General features: G+C 62.4%; 19 protein-coding genes. 9 read left to right on the top strand and 10 right to left on the bottom strand.

The genetic code is table 11. The annotated features are described in order from the left end of the window. Positions 1 to 152 precede the first annotated feature (152 nt). Positions 153 to 1,892, top strand: coding sequence for a C4-dicarboxylic acid transporter DauA (gene dauA, locus J3P89_RS04495; protein WP_434696811.1), 1,740 nt, complete (start codon positions 153 to 155; stop codon positions 1,890 to 1,892). A 136-nt stretch (positions 1,893 to 2,028) separates the two neighbouring features. Here dauA and J3P89_RS04490 read toward each other — a convergent pair whose 3' ends face one another. Continuing rightward, complete coding sequence (locus J3P89_RS04490; RefSeq protein WP_434696810.1) at positions 2,029 to 2,502, bottom strand: WbuC family cupin fold metalloprotein; 474 nt, start codon at positions 2,500 to 2,502, stop codon at positions 2,029 to 2,031. Positions 2,503 to 2,506: 4 nt separating this feature from the next. After that, positions 2,507 to 3,064: a hypoxanthine-guanine phosphoribosyltransferase gene (locus tag J3P89_RS04485; RefSeq protein WP_434696809.1), complete on the bottom strand. Its 558-nt coding sequence runs from the start codon at positions 3,062 to 3,064 to the stop codon at positions 2,507 to 2,509. Between the two features lie 163 nt (positions 3,065 to 3,227). Here J3P89_RS04485 and upp point away from each other — a divergent pair, with 163 nt between their 5' ends. Together upp and J3P89_RS04475 are read left to right on the top strand one after the other, a co-directional pair. Next, positions 3,228 to 3,866: a uracil phosphoribosyltransferase gene (gene upp / locus J3P89_RS04480; RefSeq protein WP_434571869.1), complete on the top strand. Its 639-nt coding sequence runs from the start codon at positions 3,228 to 3,230 to the stop codon at positions 3,864 to 3,866. 2 nt (positions 3,867 to 3,868) lie between these two features. After that, a complete protein-coding gene (locus J3P89_RS04475) occupies positions 3,869 to 5,143 on the top strand; it encodes a uracil-xanthine permease family protein (protein ID WP_434696808.1) in 1,275 nt (424 codons plus the stop codon). Positions 5,144 to 5,276: 133 nt separating this feature from the next. Here the strand turns inward: J3P89_RS04475 and hemH are convergent, their stop codons facing one another. Continuing rightward, the gene (hemH, locus tag J3P89_RS04470; RefSeq protein WP_434696807.1) at positions 5,277 to 6,302 is read right to left on the bottom strand and encodes a ferrochelatase; all 1,026 of its coding nucleotides are present in this window, start codon (positions 6,300 to 6,302) and stop codon (positions 5,277 to 5,279) included. Positions 6,303 to 6,315: 13 nt separating this feature from the next. Then, positions 6,316 to 7,215 (bottom strand): TIGR01777 family oxidoreductase, encoded by a 900-nt coding sequence (locus tag J3P89_RS04465; protein ID WP_434696806.1) that lies wholly within the window; start codon positions 7,213 to 7,215, stop codon positions 6,316 to 6,318. Positions 7,216 to 7,411: 196 nt separating this feature from the next. Here J3P89_RS04465 and J3P89_RS04460 point away from each other — a divergent pair, with 196 nt between their 5' ends. The 6 genes from J3P89_RS04460 (at position 7,412) to J3P89_RS04435 (ending at position 13,128) form a co-directional block, all read left to right on the top strand. Then, positions 7,412 to 8,398 carry an NAD(P)/FAD-dependent oxidoreductase gene (locus J3P89_RS04460; protein WP_434571861.1) on the top strand — a complete coding sequence of 329 codons (987 nt, stop codon included), beginning with the start codon at positions 7,412 to 7,414 and terminating at the stop codon, positions 8,396 to 8,398. Positions 8,399 to 8,571: 173 nt separating this feature from the next. Further along, the gene (locus J3P89_RS04455) at positions 8,572 to 9,534 is read left to right on the top strand and encodes a YbgA family protein (protein WP_434628357.1); all 963 of its coding nucleotides are present in this window, start codon (positions 8,572 to 8,574) and stop codon (positions 9,532 to 9,534) included. Further along, entirely contained in the window at positions 9,534 to 10,472 is a 939-nt protein-coding gene (locus J3P89_RS04450) for a MerR family transcriptional regulator (RefSeq protein ID WP_434628354.1), read from the top strand. The genes J3P89_RS04455 and J3P89_RS04450 overlap by 1 nt, the downstream gene beginning before the upstream one ends. Before the next feature lie 12 nt (positions 10,473 to 10,484). Further along, positions 10,485 to 11,918: a deoxyribodipyrimidine photo-lyase gene (gene phrB, locus J3P89_RS04445; RefSeq protein WP_434696805.1), complete on the top strand. Its 1,434-nt coding sequence runs from the start codon at positions 10,485 to 10,487 to the stop codon at positions 11,916 to 11,918. 111 nt (positions 11,919 to 12,029) lie between these two features. Continuing rightward, positions 12,030 to 12,794 carry an SDR family NAD(P)-dependent oxidoreductase gene (locus tag J3P89_RS04440; RefSeq protein ID WP_434696804.1) on the top strand — a complete coding sequence of 255 codons (765 nt, stop codon included), beginning with the start codon at positions 12,030 to 12,032 and terminating at the stop codon, positions 12,792 to 12,794. A gap of 28 nt (positions 12,795 to 12,822) precedes the next feature. Further along, complete coding sequence (locus J3P89_RS04435) at positions 12,823 to 13,128, top strand: YkgJ family cysteine cluster protein (RefSeq protein ID WP_434655708.1); 306 nt, start codon at positions 12,823 to 12,825, stop codon at positions 13,126 to 13,128. Between the two features lie 114 nt (positions 13,129 to 13,242). Here the strand turns inward: J3P89_RS04435 and J3P89_RS04430 are convergent, their stop codons facing one another. The 6 genes from J3P89_RS04430 to hemA form a co-directional block, all read right to left on the bottom strand. Further along, a complete protein-coding gene (locus J3P89_RS04430) occupies positions 13,243 to 13,761 on the bottom strand; it encodes an acyloxyacyl hydrolase (RefSeq protein ID WP_434571851.1) in 519 nt (172 codons plus the stop codon). 112 nt (positions 13,762 to 13,873) lie between these two features. Next, positions 13,874 to 14,665, bottom strand: a complete 792-nt coding sequence (gene murI / locus J3P89_RS04425) for a glutamate racemase (protein WP_434628342.1) — start codon at positions 14,663 to 14,665, stop codon at positions 13,874 to 13,876. Next, positions 14,658 to 15,413 carry a molybdopterin-synthase adenylyltransferase MoeB gene (locus tag J3P89_RS04420; RefSeq protein ID WP_434571848.1) on the bottom strand — a complete coding sequence of 252 codons (756 nt, stop codon included), beginning with the start codon at positions 15,411 to 15,413 and terminating at the stop codon, positions 14,658 to 14,660. Before J3P89_RS04420 ends, murI begins: the two co-directional genes overlap by 8 nt. Continuing rightward, positions 15,407 to 16,237: a peptide chain release factor N(5)-glutamine methyltransferase gene (gene prmC, locus J3P89_RS04415; RefSeq protein ID WP_434696803.1), complete on the bottom strand. Its 831-nt coding sequence runs from the start codon at positions 16,235 to 16,237 to the stop codon at positions 15,407 to 15,409. The genes J3P89_RS04420 and prmC overlap by 7 nt, the downstream gene beginning before the upstream one ends. A gap of 14 nt (positions 16,238 to 16,251) precedes the next feature. Continuing rightward, positions 16,252 to 17,334 carry a peptide chain release factor 1 gene (prfA, locus tag J3P89_RS04410; protein ID WP_305498846.1) on the bottom strand — a complete coding sequence of 361 codons (1,083 nt, stop codon included), beginning with the start codon at positions 17,332 to 17,334 and terminating at the stop codon, positions 16,252 to 16,254. Beyond that, positions 17,331 to 18,620, bottom strand: a complete 1,290-nt coding sequence (gene hemA, locus J3P89_RS04405) for a glutamyl-tRNA reductase (protein ID WP_305498845.1) — start codon at positions 18,618 to 18,620, stop codon at positions 17,331 to 17,333. Before hemA ends, prfA begins: the two co-directional genes overlap by 4 nt. Between the last annotated feature and the right edge of the window lie 136 nt (positions 18,621 to 18,756).

The following is an 18,756-nucleotide window of genomic DNA, read 5'->3' as shown; positions in this document are numbered from 1 at the left end:
GGAGCTTGCTCCCGCTCGGCGGCGCAGCCGTCGTATCGGCTAACGCGTTCCGTCTGAAAGATTTCAATGGCCCGTTTTGGGTCTGCTGCGCAGCCCAGCGGGAGCAAGCTCCCTCGCCACGGGTTTATTGTCCAGTCTATGCGAGGAGCATCATGGCCTTCTCCGCCCCACCCCTGTTCGCCGCCTGGCGCCAAGCCTGGCGTGCCGGTTACACCCTTGAGCGCCTGCGCGGCGACCTGGTAGCCGGGCTTACGGTCGGCATCATCGCCATCCCCCTGGCCATGGCCCTGGCAATCGCCGTTGGCGTGCCGCCACAACACGGTCTTTACACCGTGCTGGTGGCCGCCCCCTTGATCGCCCTGACCGGCGGCTCGCGATTCAACGTGAGCGGGCCGACGGCCGCATTCGTCGTCATCCTGCTGCCCATCACTCAGCAATACGGCCTGGGCGGCCTGCTGCTGTGCACAATGCTTGCCGGCCTGATCCTGATTGCCCTGGGGCTGATGCGCGCCGGGCGCTTGATCCAGTTCATCCCTTATCCGGTGATCCTCGGTTTCACCGCCGGGATCGGCGTGGTGATCGCGACGCTGCAATTGAAGGACCTGTTGGGCCTGAGCACTGCGGGCCAGGCCACGCATTACATCGAACAGCTGGGCGAATTGATCGTGGCGCTGCCCGGCGCACGGCTTGGCGACGCCATTATCGGCGGGGCATGCCTGGCCGTATTGATTGTCTGGCCGCGCTGGGTGCCACGCGTTCCGGGCCATCTGGTCGCGCTGCTGATCGGCGCGTTGCTGGGGCTGGCCATCGAACGCGGCGGGCTGCCGGTCGCAACGCTGGGCGAACGCTTCAGCTATGTCGTCGACGGCATCGTCTACCCCGGCATCCCGCCTTTCCTGCCGCGCTTCGACTGGCCCTGGAACCTGCCGAATGGCCAGGGCGGTGCGTTGATACTTTCCTATGACCTGTTCCGCCAATTACTGGGCCCGGCCTTCGCCATCGCCATGCTCGGCGCCATCGAGTCATTGCTCTGCGCGGTGGTGGCGGATGGCATGACCGGGAGCAGGCACGACCCCAACGCCGAATTGATCGGCCAAGGCCTGGGCAACCTCGTGGCGCCGTTGTTCGGCGGCATCACCGCCACCGCCGCAATTGCCCGCAGCGCAACCAACGTGCGCAGCGGCGCGTCATCGCCCCTGGCGGCAATCATTCACAGCCTGGTGGTGCTGGTGGCGATTGTGTTGCTCGCGCCGCTGTTCAGTTACTTGCCGATGGCGGCACTGGCGGCGTTGCTGGTGATGGTCGCCTGGAACATGAGCGATGCCGGGCATGTGCTGCATACCCTGCGCATCGCCCCGCGCAGCGATGTGCTGGTGCTGCTGACCTGCCTGGGCCTGACGGTGCTGTTCGACATGGTCCTGGCCGTCGCCGTCGGCCTGTTGCTGGCCGCCGGGCTGTTCATCAAGCGCATGAGCGAACTGACCGACAGCGCTGAACTGCCACGCCATGCCCACCAGGCCTTGCTGGACATGCCCGAGCATGTTCGCTGCTACGCCATTCGCGGGCCGCTGTTCTTCGGTGCGGCGGAGAAGGCCCTGGATGTATTGCGCCGGTTCGACCCGAGTGTCCGGGTGGTGGTCGTGGACATGAGCGCCGTGCCGATGCTGGACATGACGGCCCTGGCCGCGCTGGAAAATATCCTCAGGGACTATCGAAAGCAGGGCATCGGCCTGATCCTGGTCGCGACCGCACCGAGGGTACGCCTGAAACTGCGCCGCGCCGGGGTCCACCGCGAGCAGCGGCAGTTGGCGTATGTGCAGACGCTGGAACAGGCGCGGAGTAAAAGTGAGCGCTGGCTGGCCGCGAGCGCAGCGCACTCAAGACTGGTTTGATTGTGTGGCGAGGGAGCTTGCTCCCGCTGGGCCGGCTGGCGCTCCAGTGCGCAGCAGGCCATCTTGCGGTTGCTGCGCAACCGAGCGGGAGCAAGCTCCCTCGCCACAAAAGCGTCCTTGCCACAGGGGATGCCGATCAATCGAACTGAGCGCGCATCCAGGCCTGGTATTGCGCCACGCCGGGCTCACCTTCGCGGGGCGCCCAGTGAGCCAGCTCACCGTCGCCCACCGGCCGGTACGGGCCGGCCTTGCATTCGAACATCAGGCTGTCGGCTTCAAGCACGACCAGGCCGTGATATACCCCGGCCGGCAGGTCGATGCCGAGGCAGTCACCGCCGGCCTGGAGGATTCGCTTGTCGATCACCGTCCCGGTTTCATCGAAGATCAACACACCGAGCCGGCCCCTGAGCACCAACAGGGTTTCCGCCTTGTCGGCGCTCAAATGGCGATGCGGCGGGATGTAGGTAGACGGCTGCAAGCCCACCGCCATGCGATGGCACGGTTCGTCCATCTGGTGAAGGTTGTGGTGTTGCCGTCCACGGGGATTGGCCGCGGCTTTCTCGGCCAGTTCATCGAACAGGGCTTGATCCAGGAACGTCGGCCGATCCATACGGTTACATCCCCTTGACGGCAAAAATACCATTGGCGTTACGCCAGTAGCCTTTGTAGTCCATGCCGTAGCCAAAAATGTAGCGATCGATGCACGGCAGCCCGACGAAGTCGGCCTTCAGGTCGGGACGGGCCTTGCGGTCGTGGTCCTTGTCGATCAGCACGGCGGTATGTACGGCACGGGCACCAGCGTGTTTGCAGAAGTCGATGATCGCGCCCAGGGTGTGACCTTCATCGAGGATATCGTCGATGATCAGCACGTCGCGGTCGATGAACGAGACTTCCGGCTTGGCTTTCCAGAACAGGTCGCCGCCGCTGGTTTCGTTGCGATAGCGGGTGGCGTGCAGATAGGAAGCTTCCAACGGGAAGTTCAGGCAGGTCAGCAGTTTGCCGGAGAAAATCAGCCCGCCATTCATCACGCAGAACACCACCGGGTTGCGGTCAGCCAACTGATCGTTGATTTGCGCACCGACACGGACAATGGCCGCTTCGACTTCAGCTTCGGTGTACAGGCAGTCAGCCTCTCGCATGACTTGACGGATATGCTCGAGATCAGCGGACATGGCGCTCTCCAAGGGTGGCGTTTGCGGAAAAGCGGGCAAAGGTACGCATCCCGCCCGGCCAGATCAAGCGTTTGTGGACTAACGTTCTGTATTGTCTATAGGACAACACCCTCGGATAGATTAATCTAGGCCGGTTTTTTTGCCCGCCGCCGGAGCCTTCCCCATGCCCATCCTCGAGATCCGCCACCCGCTGATCAGACATAAACTCGGCCTGATGCGCCGCGCCGACATCAGCACGAAGAACTTCCGCGAGCTCGCCCAGGAAGTCGGTGCCCTGCTCACCTACGAAGCCACCAAGGACCTGCCGCTGGAGTCCTACGAGATCGCCGGTTGGGCGGGCACGGTGCAGGTGGAAAAAATCGCCGGCAAGAAGATTACCGTGGTGCCGATCCTGCGTGCCGGTATCGGCATGCTCGAAGGCGTCCTGAGCCTGATTCCGGGTGCCAAGGTCAGCGCCGTCGGCGTGGCCCGCAACGAGGAAACCCTGCAGGCCCATACCTACCTGGAAAAACTGGTGCCGGAGATCGACGAGCGCCTGGCGATGATCATCGACCCGATGCTCGCCACCGGCAGCTCCATGGTTGCCACCATCGACCTGCTGAAAAAAGCCGGTTGCCGGGACATCCGCGCCATGGTCCTGGTCGCCGCGCCCGAAGGCATCCAGGCCGTGGAAGATGCCCACCCCGACGTGACCATCTACACCGCCTCCATTGACCAGAAACTCAACGAGCACGGCTACATCATCCCCGGCCTGGGCGATGCCGGCGACAAGATCTTCGGCACCAAGCAGAAGGACGCCTGAGCATGCAGGACGAATTCAACGATCCGCTCTGGCGTCAGGTGCTGTCCGGCGCACAGATGCTGTTCGTCGCCTTCGGCGCGCTGGTGCTGATGCCGCTGATCACCGGCCTGGACCCGAACGTGGCGCTGTTCACCGCGGGCCTGGGGACGATCCTGTTCCAGATCGTTACCGGGCGTCAGGTGCCGGTGTTCCTGGCGTCGAGTTTTGCCTTCATCACGCCGATCATTCTTGCCAAAGGCCAGTTCGGCCTGGCGGCGACCATGGGCGGCGTGATGGCGGCCGGTTTCGTCTATACGTTCCTGGGCCTGGCGGTGAAGATCAAGGGCACCGGCTTCATTGACCGGCTGCTGCCACCGGTGGTGATCGGCCCGGTGATCATTTCCATCGGCCTGGCAATGGCGCCAATCGCCGCCAACATGGCGATGGGCAAGGCCGGCGACGGCACCGAGCTGATTCACTATCAGACGGCGATGCTGATCTCGATGCCGGCGTTGCTCACTACCCTGATCGTCGCCGTGTTCGGCAAAGGCATTTTCCGCCTGGTGCCGATCATCTCCGGCGTATTGGTGGGTTTTGCCATGGCCTTTTTCTTCGGCGTCGTCGACACCGCGAAAATCGCCGCCGCCCCCTGGTTCGCCCTGCCGGCCTTCACCGCGCCGGAGTTCAACTGGCAAGCGATCCTGTTCATCGTGCCGGTAGCCCTGGCGCCAGCGATCGAACACATCGGTGGGGTAATTGCCGTGGGTAGCGTGACCGGTCGCGACTACCTGAAAAAACCCGGCCTGCACCGCACCTTGTTCGGTGACGGCATCGCCACCACCGCAGCCGGCCTGTTTGGCGGCCCGCCCAACACCACCTATGCCGAAGTGACTGGCGCGGTGATGCTGACCAAGAACTACAACCCGAAGATCATGACCTGGGCTTCGATCTTCGCCATCAGCCTGGCGTTCGTCGGCAAGTTCGGCGCACTGCTGCAAAGCATTCCGGTGCCGGTGATGGGCGGGATCCTGTGCCTGTTGTTCGGTTCGATCGCGGCGGTGGGCATGAACACACTGATCCGCCACAAGATCGACCTGGGCGAAGCACGCAACCTGGTGATCGTTTCGGTGACGCTGGTGTTCGGCATCGGCGGCGTACTGGTCGGCACCGGTACCGGCCCGGACGACTTCGGCCTCAAGGGCATCGCGCTGTGCGCCGTGGTGGCGATCGCGTTGAACCTGATGTTGCCGGGCAACGATGGCTGGAAGCAGAAGAAGGCGGATGAGCCGCTGATCTGAGTTTTGTGTCGTCAGTCAGAAAGCTATCGCGAGCAAGCTCGCTCCCACAAGGGGATCTGTTGTGAACACAAATTTTGTGACCACTCGAGATCCACTGTGGGAGCGAGCTTGCTCGCGATGAGGCCCTTGAACCTCACAAAGCAATCGGTGCCCGCTCGCAAAGGGTGCTCAACACCTTCGCCCACTGCGGATCGTCATTGAGACACGGCACCAGTACCAACTCCTCCCCTCCCGCTTCGCGAAACTGCTCGCGCCCGCGGTCGCCGATTTCTTCCAGCGTCTCGATGCAATCGGCAACGAATGCCGGGCACATCACCAGTACTTTCTTCACGCCGCTTTTGGCTAGTTCGTCCAGGCGCGCCTCGGTATACGGTTCGATCCACTTGGCCCGTCCCAGTCGCGACTGAAACGACACCGACCATTTTCCATCCGCCAGCCCCATCTGCCGGGCGAACAGCTCGGCGGTACGAATACACTGGGCGCGGTAACACGTGGCCATGACTTCCGGCGGCGCGTTCCGGCAGCAATCGGCGTCCTTGAAGCAGTGATAGCCCGTAGGGTCGAGCTTGGTCAGGTGCCGTTCCGGCAGGCCATGAAAACTCAGCAACAGATGATCGTAATCCTGCATCAGGTAGGGCTTGGCGCTGGCAGCCAAGGCATCGATATATTCCGGCTGGTCATAGAAGGGCTGGAGAATCGAGAACTGCACCTTGAGCTTTTTTTCGCGCACTACCCGCTTGGCTTCTTCGATGACCGTGGTTACGGTGCTGTCGGCGAACTGCGGATACAGCGGCGCCAGGGTGACTTTCGTGTGCCCCTGGCTTGCCAGGCGCACCAGGGTCGATTCGATCGATGGCTCGCCATAACGCATCGCCAGCTCCACCGGGCCCTGGGTCCATTGCGCTTTCATGGCCTGTTGCAGGCGGCGACTGAGGACCACCAGTGGCGAGCCCTCTTCCCACCAGATCGAGGCATAGGCGTGGGCCGATTGCTCGGGGCGCTTGACCAGGATCAGCGACACCAGCAGCCGCCGCACCGGCCATGGCAGGTCGATGACGTAGGGGTCCATCAGAAATTGGTTGAGGTAGCGGCGTACATCGGCCACCGAGGTGGAGGCAGGCGAACCCAGATTCACCAGAAGCAACGCGTGATCGGTCATGCAACGTCCTATTTCAAAGGCGACCCGACAAATCTTCCAGGGCCGCAGACAACTCAGTGAACCGGAATGAAAACCCCGCCGCCTGCAATCGGGTGGGCGTGGCGCGCTGGCCTCCCAGCAACAGCAATGACAACTCCCCCAATGCGATTTTCAACGCAAGCTCCGGCATCGGCACCACGGCCGGGCGATGCAGCACGTGCCCCAGGGCCTTGGCGAAATCGCGGTTGCGCACCGGGTTCGGTGCGCAGGCATTATAAGGACCGCTGGCATCGCTGCGGTGCAGAAGAAAATCAATCAGGGCGATTTGATCGTCGATATGGATCCAGGGCATCCACTGCCGCCCGCTGCCGATACGCCCGCCTATTGCCAGTTTGAACGGCAGCAACAGCCGCGACAAAAAGCCGCCCTCGGCAGACAGGACCAGGCCGGTGCGAACCAGCACCACGCGTATGCCCAGGGCTTCTGCACGTTGCGCGGTTTCTTCCCAGGCGATGCACAACTGGCTGGCGAAGTCTTCGCTGACCGGCCCGGATTCTTCGGTCAACTCCCGCTCGCCGCCGTCGCCATACCAGCCCACCGCAGAGCCGGAAATCAGCACCCGCGGTTTCTGTTCGCAACGCTCCAGCCAGGCCAGCAGATCCTCGGTCAGCGTGACGCGGCTGCTCCACAGCAGCATCTTGCGTTTATGGCTCCAGGGCCGGTCGCCAATAGGCGCGCCGGCAAGGTTGACGACCGCGTCCACCGGCTCGCCAAGCTCATCGAGGCTGGCGATACCGCGCACCTGCGCGCCACAGATTTTCGCCACCTGTTCGGGCCGACGACTCCAGACCGTCAGGCGATGTCCCTGCTCCAGCCAGTGCCGGCAGAGTTGACGTCCGATCAAACCAGTACCGCCGGTCAGCAATATGTGCATGAGATGTTCCTCGGCTCGCGTTTTACCTGGCCCATTAGTCTATTTTTATAAGTAGGCATTTTTCATATCGGACAGGGTCTGTACCTAACAATAGGACAACCCGCCAAAACGCGAACGGTAAAACTTATACCAAAAACCAGAATTGTACAGGATTAAACGACGGCGTAGTCTGTACAGAAAGGTAAACGAGGCCCTCATGACTGTACCCATCGCAATCATCGGCACCGGCATCGCCGGACTTTCAGCCGCCCAGGCCCTGACGGAGGCCGGGCATGTCGTTCAACTCTTCGATAAAAGCCATGGCAGCGGCGGCCGCATGTCGAGCAAGCGCAGCGACGCAGGCGCGCTGGACATGGGCGCACAATATTTCACCGCCCGGGATCGGCGCTTCGTCACGGAAGTCCAGCGCTGGCAAGCCAACGGCTGGGCGGCGGAATGGAACCCGCAGCTCTATCACTTCCAGGACGGGCAGATGAGCCCCTCGCCGGACGAGCAGACCCGCTGGGTCGGTACCCCGCGCATGAGCGCGATTACCCGCGCCCTGCTCGGCGAGCTGCAGGTGCAGTTTTCCTGCCGCATCACAGAGGTCTTTCGTGGCCAGGAACACTGGCACCTGCAGGACGCCGAAGGATTTACCCACGGCCCGTTCGGCCAGGTCGTGATTGCCACGCCCGCGCCTCAGGCCACGGCATTGCTCGCCGCCGTGCCGAAACTGGCCGGCGTCGCCGCCGGGGTGAAGATGGACCCCACCTGGGCAGTGGCGCTGGCTTTTGAACAACCCTTGGATACGCCCATGGAGGGCTGCTTCGTCCAGGACAGCCCCCTCGACTGGCTGGCCCGCAACCGCAGTAAACCAGGGCGCGATGCCAAGCTCGACACCTGGGTGCTGCATGCAACCAGCGACTGGAGCCGCCAGCACATCGACATGCCCAAGGAAGCGGTGATCGAGCATTTGCACGGCGCCTTCGCAGAACTGCTGCACAGCGCGATGCCCGCGCCGAGCTTCAGCGTGGCCCATCGCTGGCTCTACGCCCGTCCCGCCGGCAGCCACGAATGGGGCGCCCTGGCCGATGCCGACCTGGGCTTGTATGTGTGCGGAGACTGGTGCCTGTCCGGCCGGGTCGAAGGAGCATGGCTCAGTGGCCAGGATGCCGCCCGTCGCTTGCACGCCAGCCTTCAGTGAGCGCATTCCCCAAGCCATCCGCTGCTGTCGCGAGAGGCAGCAGCCGGCGGCCAGGTCACGACACCGCCCTTCGGCCTGGAACAATCGGTTGACTTGTTCGCGTACCGACCTATGATGAAAATATTGTACAAACAATAGTATATGTACAAGATTTACCCAGCAGAGGTCGCCCCATGCCCAACGAAGCTATCGCCAAACCGAAAATTGCCATCAGCGCCTGCCTGATGGGTGCCGAAGTGCGCTTCAATGGTGGTCACAAGCAATCGCCGTTGTGCAGCCGCACGCTGGTCGAGTACTTCGATTTCGTGCCGGTGTGTCCGGAAGTTGCCATTGGCCTGGGCGTCCCTCGCGAGCCGATCCGGCTGGTTGGCAACCCCGCGCGCCCCGACGCGGTCGGCACGGTGAAGCGAGACCTCGACGTGACCCAGCCATTGACCGATTACGGACAACAAATGGCCGCTGAGCTGGATGACATCTGCGGCTATATCTTCATGCAGAAGTCGCCGTCCTGCGGGCTGGAGCGGGTCAAGGTCTACGACCACAACGGCGTCCCGCAGGACGGCGGCGGACGTGGTGTCTACGCCCAGGCCTTTTGCGAGCGCCACCCCGATCTGCCGGTGGAAGAAGACGGCCGCCTCAACGATCCGGTACTGCGCGAGAACTTTCTGACCCGTGTATTCGCCTATGCCGCCTGGCAACCCCTGCGCCGCCGGGGGCTGACCCGACGCGACCTGATTGAATTTCACTCACGCTACAAGTACCTGTTGATGGCCCACAACCCTGAGCAATACAAGGCGTTGGGCAACATGTTGGGCAACATGGGCAAGGCTGATCCCGACGAACTGGGCCAGCGTTATTTCAGCGCGCTGATGGCGGCCTTGAAGAAATGCGCCACCCGACGCACGCATACCAACGTCCTGCAGCACCTGAGCGGTTACCTCAAGCGCGCCATCGATGCCGATGACAAGCAGGAGGTGCAGCACCTGATCGGGCAGTACCGTCTTGGTATCGTGCCACTGGTGGTGCCGCTGACGTTGCTCAAGCATCATCTGCGTCAGCACCCAGACCCCTATCTCGCGCAACAGGTCTACCTGCAACCGCACCCAGAGAACCTCAGCTTGCGAAACGCCATCTGATGAAAGACGAACTCGACTCCAGCGCCAGCGAAGACCTGGGCGCCGATTTCGCCAAGGCCCTCGCGCAGGGCTGGCTGCCCATCCGCGAAGTCGCCCGGCAAACCGGCGTCAATGCCGTCACGCTGCGAGCCTGGGAGCGGCGCTACGGGTTGATCGTGCCGCACCGTACGCCCAAGGGCCATCGCTTGTTCAATCGCGAACATGTGCAGCGGATCCTGAGCATCCTCACCTGGATCGATCGTGGCGTGGCAGTGAGCAAGATAAAACCGTTGCTCGACACACCGCAGCCGTCAGGCGAACCGTTGGAAGACGACTGGCAACGTCAGCGCCATGCCCTGATGCTGGCGGTGACGCAACTGGCCGAGCGTCAGGTCGATGAGTCGGTGAACCAGGCCATGGCGCTGTATCCGCCTTGGACTGTTTGTGAACAGTTGCTCCTGCCCTTGCTGGGCGAGTTGCAATTGCGCTGGCAGAGCCAATTCGGCGCGCAGCTGGAAAAGGTCTTCCTGTACTCCTGGCTGCGCAGCAAATTCGGCAGTCGGATCTACCACAACAACCGCCAGTTGCGCGGCGCACCGCTGTTGATGATCAACCAGTCCGAGGTGCCGCAGGAGCCCCAGTTGTGGCTCACCGCCTGGCTGGCAAGCAGCGCCGACTGCCCCGTGGAGGTGTTCGACGGGCCGCTCCCGGCCGGTGAGCTGGCGTTGGCGGTCGAACGGCTCAAGGCCCGCGGCGTGCTGCTGTATTCCAGCCAGGCACTGAATCTGTCGCAATTGCCCAGGCTGCTGAGCGGGCTCGACTGCCCGATCATCATCGCCGGCCCCGCCGCCTCGATTCACCAGGCCAAGCTGTCTGCAAGCGCGGCAATGAGCAACGTCAGCTGGGCCGAAGACCCGCTATCGGCTCATCGCGAACTGAGCCGCAGAGAACTTCTTTAGTTGGAAAAATCCATGCAATTGATCTGGCTGCGCAGCGACTTGCGCCTGCACGACAACACCGCCCTGGCGGCCGCCGCTGCCCGGGGGCCCTGCGTAGCGGTCTACCTGCCGAGCCCGAAGCAATGGGCGGCCCATGACGATGCACCCTGCAAGATCGATTTCTGGTTGCGCAACCTCGCGGCATTGAGCACGGCCCTGGCGGAACTGAACATCCCATTGCTGATCCGCAACACGGAGTATTGGAATCAGGCCCCGCAAGTGCTGGTCACTTTATGTCGCGAGCTGGGCATCGGTGCCGTACACGTCAACGAGGAATACGGCCTGAATGAAACCCGGCGCGACGCCGACGTCGCCCGGGCGCTAAAGGATGAGGGCGTGGAATTTCACAGCCATCTCGACCAGCTCCTGTTCAAGCCCGGTAGCGTCCTGACCAAGACCGGCAGTTATTTCAAGGTGTTCAGCCAATTTCGCAAGGTCTGCTATAGCCGTCTGCATTTTTCGTTACCGAGCCTGGTGCCCGCGCCTGTCCGCCAGGCGCCTACCGCCATCACCTGCGATCCGCTGCCGACGCAGGTCGAAGGATTCAACCCGCCAAATGCGGCGCTGCGCGATCTCTGGCCCGCCGGCGAAAGCGAAGCCCGGCGCCGGCTCGAGTCGTTCGTCGAGCAACACATCGATTACTACCAGAGCGAACGGGATTTTCCGGCCAGACCCGGGACCAGCCAGCTGTCGGCCTATCTGGTGGCCGGCGTGGTTTCACCGCGCCAGTGCCTGCACGCCGCGCTACAGGCCAATCAGGGCGAGTTCGAAAGCGGAAACGTCGGAACCGTGACCTGGATTAACGAACTGCTCTGGCGCGAGTTTTATAAACACGTTCTGGTGGGATTCCCCCGCGTATCGCGCCACCGCGCGTTCCGCCCGGAAACCGAGGCCCTGGCCTGGCGCAACGACCCCCAGGCACTGGCGGCGTGGAAAGAAGCCCGTACAGGCTTGCCGATCATTGACGCTGCCATGCGCCAATTGCTGGAGACCGGCTGGATGCATAACCGCCTACGGATGGTGGTGGCGATGTTCCTGACCAAGAACCTGTTGATCGATTGGCGAGAGGGCGAACGCTTTTTCATGCAGCACCTGATCGACGGTGACCTGGCGGCAAACAATGGCGGCTGGCAGTGGAGCGCCTCGACCGGCACCGACTCGGCGCCCTGGTTCCGGATTTTCAATCCGTTGAGCCAATCGGAAAAATTCGACCGCGAGGGGTTGTTCATCAAACGCTGGTTACCCGAACTGAACGATCTCGATAAGCCGGATGTCCATAACCCGAATACCCGTGGCGATTTGTTTGGCGCGGTGGACTACCCCGCTCCGATCGTCGACCTCAGCCAGTCCAGGGCCCGTGCCCTGGCAGCATTCAGAAACCTGCCGTCACGGCAGGACGCCGGTTGAGGATTTTTGCGGTGAACGAACAGGGGTCGGCCGATGCGGGCTGCCATTCTCAATAGTATGACGATATAGTCGTTAAAAAAGGCGCATCGTCCGGTAAACAAGGAGTGAGGAATGGGTTCGACACCGCCACGGCGATACTGGCTGACCGGCGCCGGTAACGGAATTGGCGCCACTTTGGCCGAATCGATACTGCGTACCGGCGCCCATCTGGCTGTCAGCTCACGCTTGCCGTGCGATGCGCTTTTGGCAAGATATCCAGGACAGGTCCTGGTCGTGGCCGGCAATCTGACCGACAGTCAGGCCGTACGCGAGGCGGGCGAGCGAATCGCCCAGGAATGGGGCTCCCTGGATACCGTGATCATCAACGCCGGAACCGCCGAATACATCAGCGGACAACCCGTTAACCCATCGATCATCGAACACATCGTGCGCAGCAACCTGCTGGCCGCCAGCCTGTGTATCGAGGCGGCCGCGCCATTGCTGCGCGCCGGCAACGGGACCCATCTGGTGGGCATCGCCAGTCCGCTGACCTATCTGCCGCCCTCGCAATTCGAGGCCGGGGACCAAGGGATGCGCTTTCTATTCGAATCGGCTCGCGGCAAACTGGCCCGCGATGGCATCGACGTGACCATCGTGCACCCAGGGTTCGACAACTCATCGCCGGCCATCGACGATGGCTTGCCGCCGTCGATTCGCTGGTCTGCTGAAGCGGCAGCCGATCACATCCTGACCCAACTGACCGAACGTCCGCCTGAAGTGATCCTGCCTGCCATGACCATGAACCTGCTTTGGCCATTGCCATCGAACGACACGGTGCTGGCGGGCGCGCATTCACGTTCGGACAGTTACCAGTGCCCGATCAAGGGACACCCCTGAACAGCGCGCTTGCCTTACACTGCGCGCCATGAAGACCATCCCGCTGCACGAAATCCCCGCCCCGGCCGTCACGTGTTCAACGTGTGCGGCGTGCTGCTGCCAACTGGAAGTCATGTTGATCACCGACACCGGCGTGCCCGAGCGCTTCATCGACACGGATGACTGGGGTGGAGAAGTGATGCTGCGTCTTGACGACGGCTGGTGCGCGGCGTTGGATCGCGACACCATGAGATGCACGATCTACGAAAGACGTCCGCTGATCTGCCGGGAGTTCGAGATGGGTGCGCCAGAATGCCTGGAAGAGCGACAGGGCATTGCAACGGCATACAGGTAGAAGAAGCTTTTTGTGGGAGCGAGCCTGCTCGCGAATGCGCCGGGTCAGCCAATATTATCCAGGCTGACCCAACGTTTCGCGAGCAGGCTCGCTCCCACAGTGCCAAGCGCTTTGTTACAGCGGCATTGTGTAATGCAATGCGTAGCTTTCCACACCATCGTTGGTCGACTTGATCCCGGCGTTGGAATAGTGAGTGGCACGGATGCCGACTTCATGCCCGCCATTGAAGCGCAGGCCAAAGCCGATGCGGTCTTCGAACTGGAACGCAGTGCCGAGCTTGTTGCTTTCGATTTCAGTGTTTTCAAACAGCGCAACACCGACGCCTGCCTCGATGTAAGGCTTCACGTTCTGACCGGCAAACTCATACACCAGGACTGGCGAGAACGACAGGCTGTGGTTGCTCGAAGTTTCGTCCCCCTCCCAGTACGTATAGGCACCGCTCCAGTAACCGGTCAGGCGACCCACGTCGCTCTGCAGCCAGCTCTTGTCCCAATCGAATTGCATGCCCAGGCGATAGGTCATGGTCGAGTCGCCGGTCTGGCCAACCCCGAATTCCACGCCCGCCGCCTGTGCGGTGTAAGTGTGCCCCAGCAACGCAGCCGCAAATGCGGCAAAGCAGAATAAACGCTTCATTAGAAACATCCTTTTCCGACAGCCTTAGTTAGTTTTTCTTACAGAAGACACAGCTATAGAAATCCACGCCAAATCAGAAGTTCAGCACGATTCACATAATTTTCACGTTTTTTTACAGAACGAAGCTTCGCACAATGCCAGACGAATTCCATAGCATCGGTAGGATATTTCTTAAATGTATCGGATCAGCGCTACTCCAGAACTGAGTTTCGCTGGCAGGCCCGTCAGCCAGTAGCGCCCGCTCCGCCAACAAGCGCTGGAGTTGCCGGGCCACGGCGGCGCCCGTATCGATCAGGCTGATATGGGCCGGGATCATCTGTTTGAGCAACGGCTTGAGGAATGGATAGTGGGTACATCCAAGGATCAGTGTGTCGCAGCCAGCCGCCAGCAACGGGTTGACGTAGCCCTGTAGCAGTTGGTGCAAGGCCGAACTGTGCAGGTCGCCCGCCTCGATCAATTCCACCAGCCCCGGACAGGGCTGCGTGATCACGCGGACATCCGTGGCGAAGCGGTCGAGCAACGCGGCAAATTTGGCGCTCTGCAAGGTGCCAGTCGTTGCCAGCACGCCAACGATGCCGCTTCGCGTCGCGGCGGCAGCCGGCTTGACCGCCGGCTCCATACCAACGATGGGCCAGTCGGGGTAGTCGCGACGCAGGTCAGCCACCCCGGCAACTGTCGCGGTGTTACAGGCCACCACCAGGGCCTTGGCGCCCTCGCGCTGGAAAAAGTCGGCAATGACCGCGCAGCGCTGCCGGATGAATTCCGGGCTTTTTTCGCCATAGGGAATATGCCCGCAGTCACCAACGTACAGCAGCGACTCATTGGGCAACAGCCGACGGATTTCCCCCAGCACCGACAGCCCGCCGACACCCGAGTCGAACACACCGACCGGCGCCTCACGCATGCCGGTTACCGCAGACACCGCAGCGCGGATCGCGCTTGACGCGTAGTTCGCGAAAACGCGTGCCCAGGGCATCGATCAGCAGCAGGCGCCCCACCAGGGGCTCACCGAAACCCGCCAGCAACTTCAAGGCTTCCAGCGCCTGGAGACTGCCTACCAAACCCACCAGCGGCCCAAGCACACCGGCTTCGCTGCAGGTCAGCTCGGCTTCGCTGCCATGCCCGTAAAGGCAGTGGTAACAAGGACTTTCGGGGCGACGTGGGTCGAATACCGACAGTTGCCCTTCCAGGCGAATCGCTGCGCCGCTGACCAGGGGCTTGGCGGCGGTGACACACGCCGCATTCACCGCTTCGCGGGTAGCAAAGTTGTCGGAACAGTCGAGCACCACATCCACCGCCGCCACCGCGCCGGCCAGGGAGTCTTCATCCATGGCGGTCGAATGGGAAACCAGGCGAACCTCGGGATTGATGGCGGTCAGGCGACGCACCGCCGAATCGACCTTGGTGAGGCCGACGCTATCGGTGTCGTGAATGATCTGTCGCTGAAGATTGGTCAGGTCGACCGTGTCGAAATCCGCCAGGTGCAACTCGCCGACGCCGGCGGCGGCCAGGTACAACGCCACCGGGGCGCCCAGGCCCCCGAGGCCGATGATCAATACGCGGCCCTGCTTGAGGCGCAGCTGCCCATCGATGTCGATGTGCTGCAACAGAATCTGGCGACTGTAGCGCAGCAGTTCTTGATCATTCAGCACGGCAGGCGTCCCAGGCTGATGCGTTCGTGATTACCCAGATCCTTGCGACTGTGGACTTCGGCAAACCCTTGCTTTTGCAACAGACCGCGCACCGCCTCGGCCTGGTCATAACCGTGCTCCAGTATCAGCCAGCCGCCTGTCTCGAGATGATCGGGGGCCTGGGCGATGATTGCACGCAAGTCGTCGAGACCGTCCGCCCCCGCCACCAGCGCACTGGCCGGCTCGAAGCGCACATCGCCCTCGGCCAGGTGCGGATCGCTGGCGGCTATATAAGGCGGGTTGCTGATGATCAGGTCGAAACGCTCGCCTTCCAGGGCGCTGAACCAGTGACTGCTGAGCACCGTGACATTGCGCAGGCCCAGGCGCTGACGATTGCGCTCGGCCAGGGCTACGGCTTCCAGCACCCGGTCGACCGCCGTGACATTCCAGGCCGGACGCTCGCTGGCCAGCGCCAGGGCAATCGCGCCGCTGCCGGTGCCAAGGTCGAGGACCCGGGCGGGCGTGGCTGGCAACAATGCCAGTGCGGTCTCGACCAACAGTTCGGTGTCGGGTCGTGGGATCAGCGTATGGGGCGCGACTTCCAGATCGAGCTTCCAGAAACCCTGCTGCCCGAGAATATAAGCCACCGGCTCGCCGGAGCGACGGCGACGCAAGTATTCGGAAAACAACAGCGCCGCCTCGCTCGGCACGATTCGCTCGGGCCAGGTGTGCAGGAAGCTGCGGGACTTGCCCAGGGCGGCGGCCAGCAACAGCTCGGCGTCCAGTCGTGGGCTGGGCGAATCCGGCAATTGCGCGGCGCGAAGCAAGCTGGCGATGATGGTCATGGGTTTACCTCTGCTTACTCGCCAATCGCGGCCAGCTGGTCGGCCTGGTATTCAGCGAGCAAGGGCTCGATGACGGCGTCGACACCACCTGCAAGAATTTCGTCGAGGGAATACAGGGTCAGGTTGACACGGTGGTCGGTGACCCGGCCCTGGGCAAAGTTGTAGGTACGGATCCGCTCGGAACGGTCGCCCGAGCCCACCAGCAGCTTGCGTTCGCTGGCGATGGCATTGGCGGCGGCGCTGGTTTGCTGGTCGTTGAGCTTGGCCGACAACCAGGCCATCGCCCGCGCGCGGTTCTTGTGCTGGGAGCGCTCTTCCTGGCACTCCACCACGATGCCCGAGGGCAAGTGCGTGATGCGGATCGCCGAGTCGGTCTTGTTCACGTGCTGGCCGCCCGCGCCGGAGGACCGGTAGGTGTCGACGCGCAGGTCCGCCGGGTTGATCTCGATGGCTTCCTGTTCGTCCGGCTCGGGCAAGACCGCCACGGTGCAGGCGGACGTGTGGATGCGCCCCTGGGATTCGGTGGCCGGCACGCGTTGTACGCGGTGGGCGCCGGACTCGAACTTCAACTTGCCATAGACGTTATCGCCCTCGACCCGGGCGATGACTTCTTTATAGCCGCCGTGTTCGCCTTCGTTTTCCGAGAGGATCTCGACCCGCCAGCCGCGACGCTCGGCGTAGCGCGAATACATGCGGAACAGGTCGCCGGAAAAGATCGCCGCCTCGTCGCCGCCAGTGCCGGCGCGGATTTCGAGGAACACGTTGCGCCCGTCGTTCGGGTCCTTGGGCAACAGCATGCGTTGCAGGTTGCTTTCCAGCTCGACCAGTTGCTCCTTGGCTTCGCGAACTTCTTCCACGGCCATCTCGCGCAGGTCCGGATCGCTGTCCTTGAGCAGCGCCTGGGCGCCCTCAAGGTCGCTCTGCACCTTGAGCAACTGCTTGTAGGTCGCAACGATCGGCTCGACTTCCGCGTACTCCTTGGAGTAGGTGCGAAATTTGTTCTGGTCGGAAATGACTTCGCCATCGCCCAGCAAGGCGGTCAGTTCCTCGAAACGGTCCTGGAGAATATCCAGCTTATTGAGCAGTGACGCTTTCATTGCGGTTTCTTATCCGATAAGCCATCCGGTGAAGCTTCACCGAGGGCGAAAAGTTCCTGGGCCATGGCCAGCGCATCGAGGCGGCCTTCGGCGGTCAGCTTCTTGAGCTGGACACTGGGCGCGTGAAGCAATTTGTTGGTCAGGCCACGCGCCAGTTGCACCAACACCTCTTCGGCGCTGCCGCCGTTGGCCAGCAGGCGCTGGGCCTTTTGCAGTTCTTCGTCGCGCAGCCGCTCGCTTTGCTGACGATACGCCTTGAGCACATCCACCGCCGCCAGCTCGCGCAGGCGCACCATGAAGTCCTCGGCGCCGACGGTGATCATTTCCTCTGCCGCCTGAGCCGCGCCCTGACGGCTCTTGAGGTTCTCGGCGACGACTTCGTGCAGGTCATCGACACTGTAGAGGTAAACGTCGTCGAGTTCGCCAACTTCCGGCTCGATGTCGCGGGGAACGGCGATATCGACCATGAAGATCGGCTTGTGCTTGCGCAGCTTCAGGGCACTTTCCACCGCGCCCTTGCCGAGGATCGGCAATTGGCTGGCGGTGGAACTGATGACGATGTCGCTGTGCACCAGCTCGGCGGGAATGTCCGAGAGCAGCACTGCATGAGCGCCAAACTGCTCGGCCAGGGTGCTGGCGCGCTCCAGGGTGCGGTTGGCGACCACAATGCGCTTCACGCCGAGGTCGTGCAGGTGCCGGGCGACCAGGGTGATGGTCTCGCCCGCGCCGATCAACAGCGCCTGGCTGCGTTGCAGATCACTGAAAATCTGTTTCGCCAGGCTGACGGCGGCGAACGCCACGGACACCGGGTTTTCGCCAATGGCCGTGTCGGTGCGTACTTGCTTGGCGGCATTGAAGGTGGCCTGGAACAGACGCCCCAGCAGCGGGCCAACCGTTCCGGCCTCGCGGGCCACGGCGTAGGCCGATTTCATCTGGCCGAGAATCTGCGGTTCGCCCAGCACCAGCGAATCGAGCCCGGAGGCGACGCGCATCATGTGACGAACTGCCGCATCGTCCTCATGCACATAGGCACTGGCGCGCAGCTCTTCAAGGCTCAGATCATGGTATTGGGCCAGCCAGCGCAGCACCGAGTCGGCCGAAACGTGATCCTGCTCTATATAAAGCTCACTGCGATTGCAGGTGGAGAGAATCGCGGCTTCTCGGCTGTCGGTGAGTCGGCAGAGCTGCTGCAGGGCCTCCACCAGCTGCTCAGGCGTAAAGGCCACGCGCTCGCGGACGTCTACTGAAGCAGTCTTGTGGTTGATACCAAGTGCAAGGAAGGCCATTCAAGGTCGCTGGTGGTGACGTGAAGCCGGCAATTGTCCTACTTCGTCAGATTCAGAACAACCACCACCGACTATTGTCACAATTACCTGTGCCTATGAGGCATCCACCGAGACTCGGTTATGTTTGGCCGATGGC

It is taken from the genome of Pseudomonas sp. Z1-14, from assembly GCF_051132005.1.
Lineage (GTDB): Bacteria > Pseudomonadota > Gammaproteobacteria > Pseudomonadales > Pseudomonadaceae > Aquipseudomonas.
The sequence above is the reverse complement of the archived record's forward strand: the minus strand, read 5'-3'. Positions and strand labels throughout refer to the sequence as shown.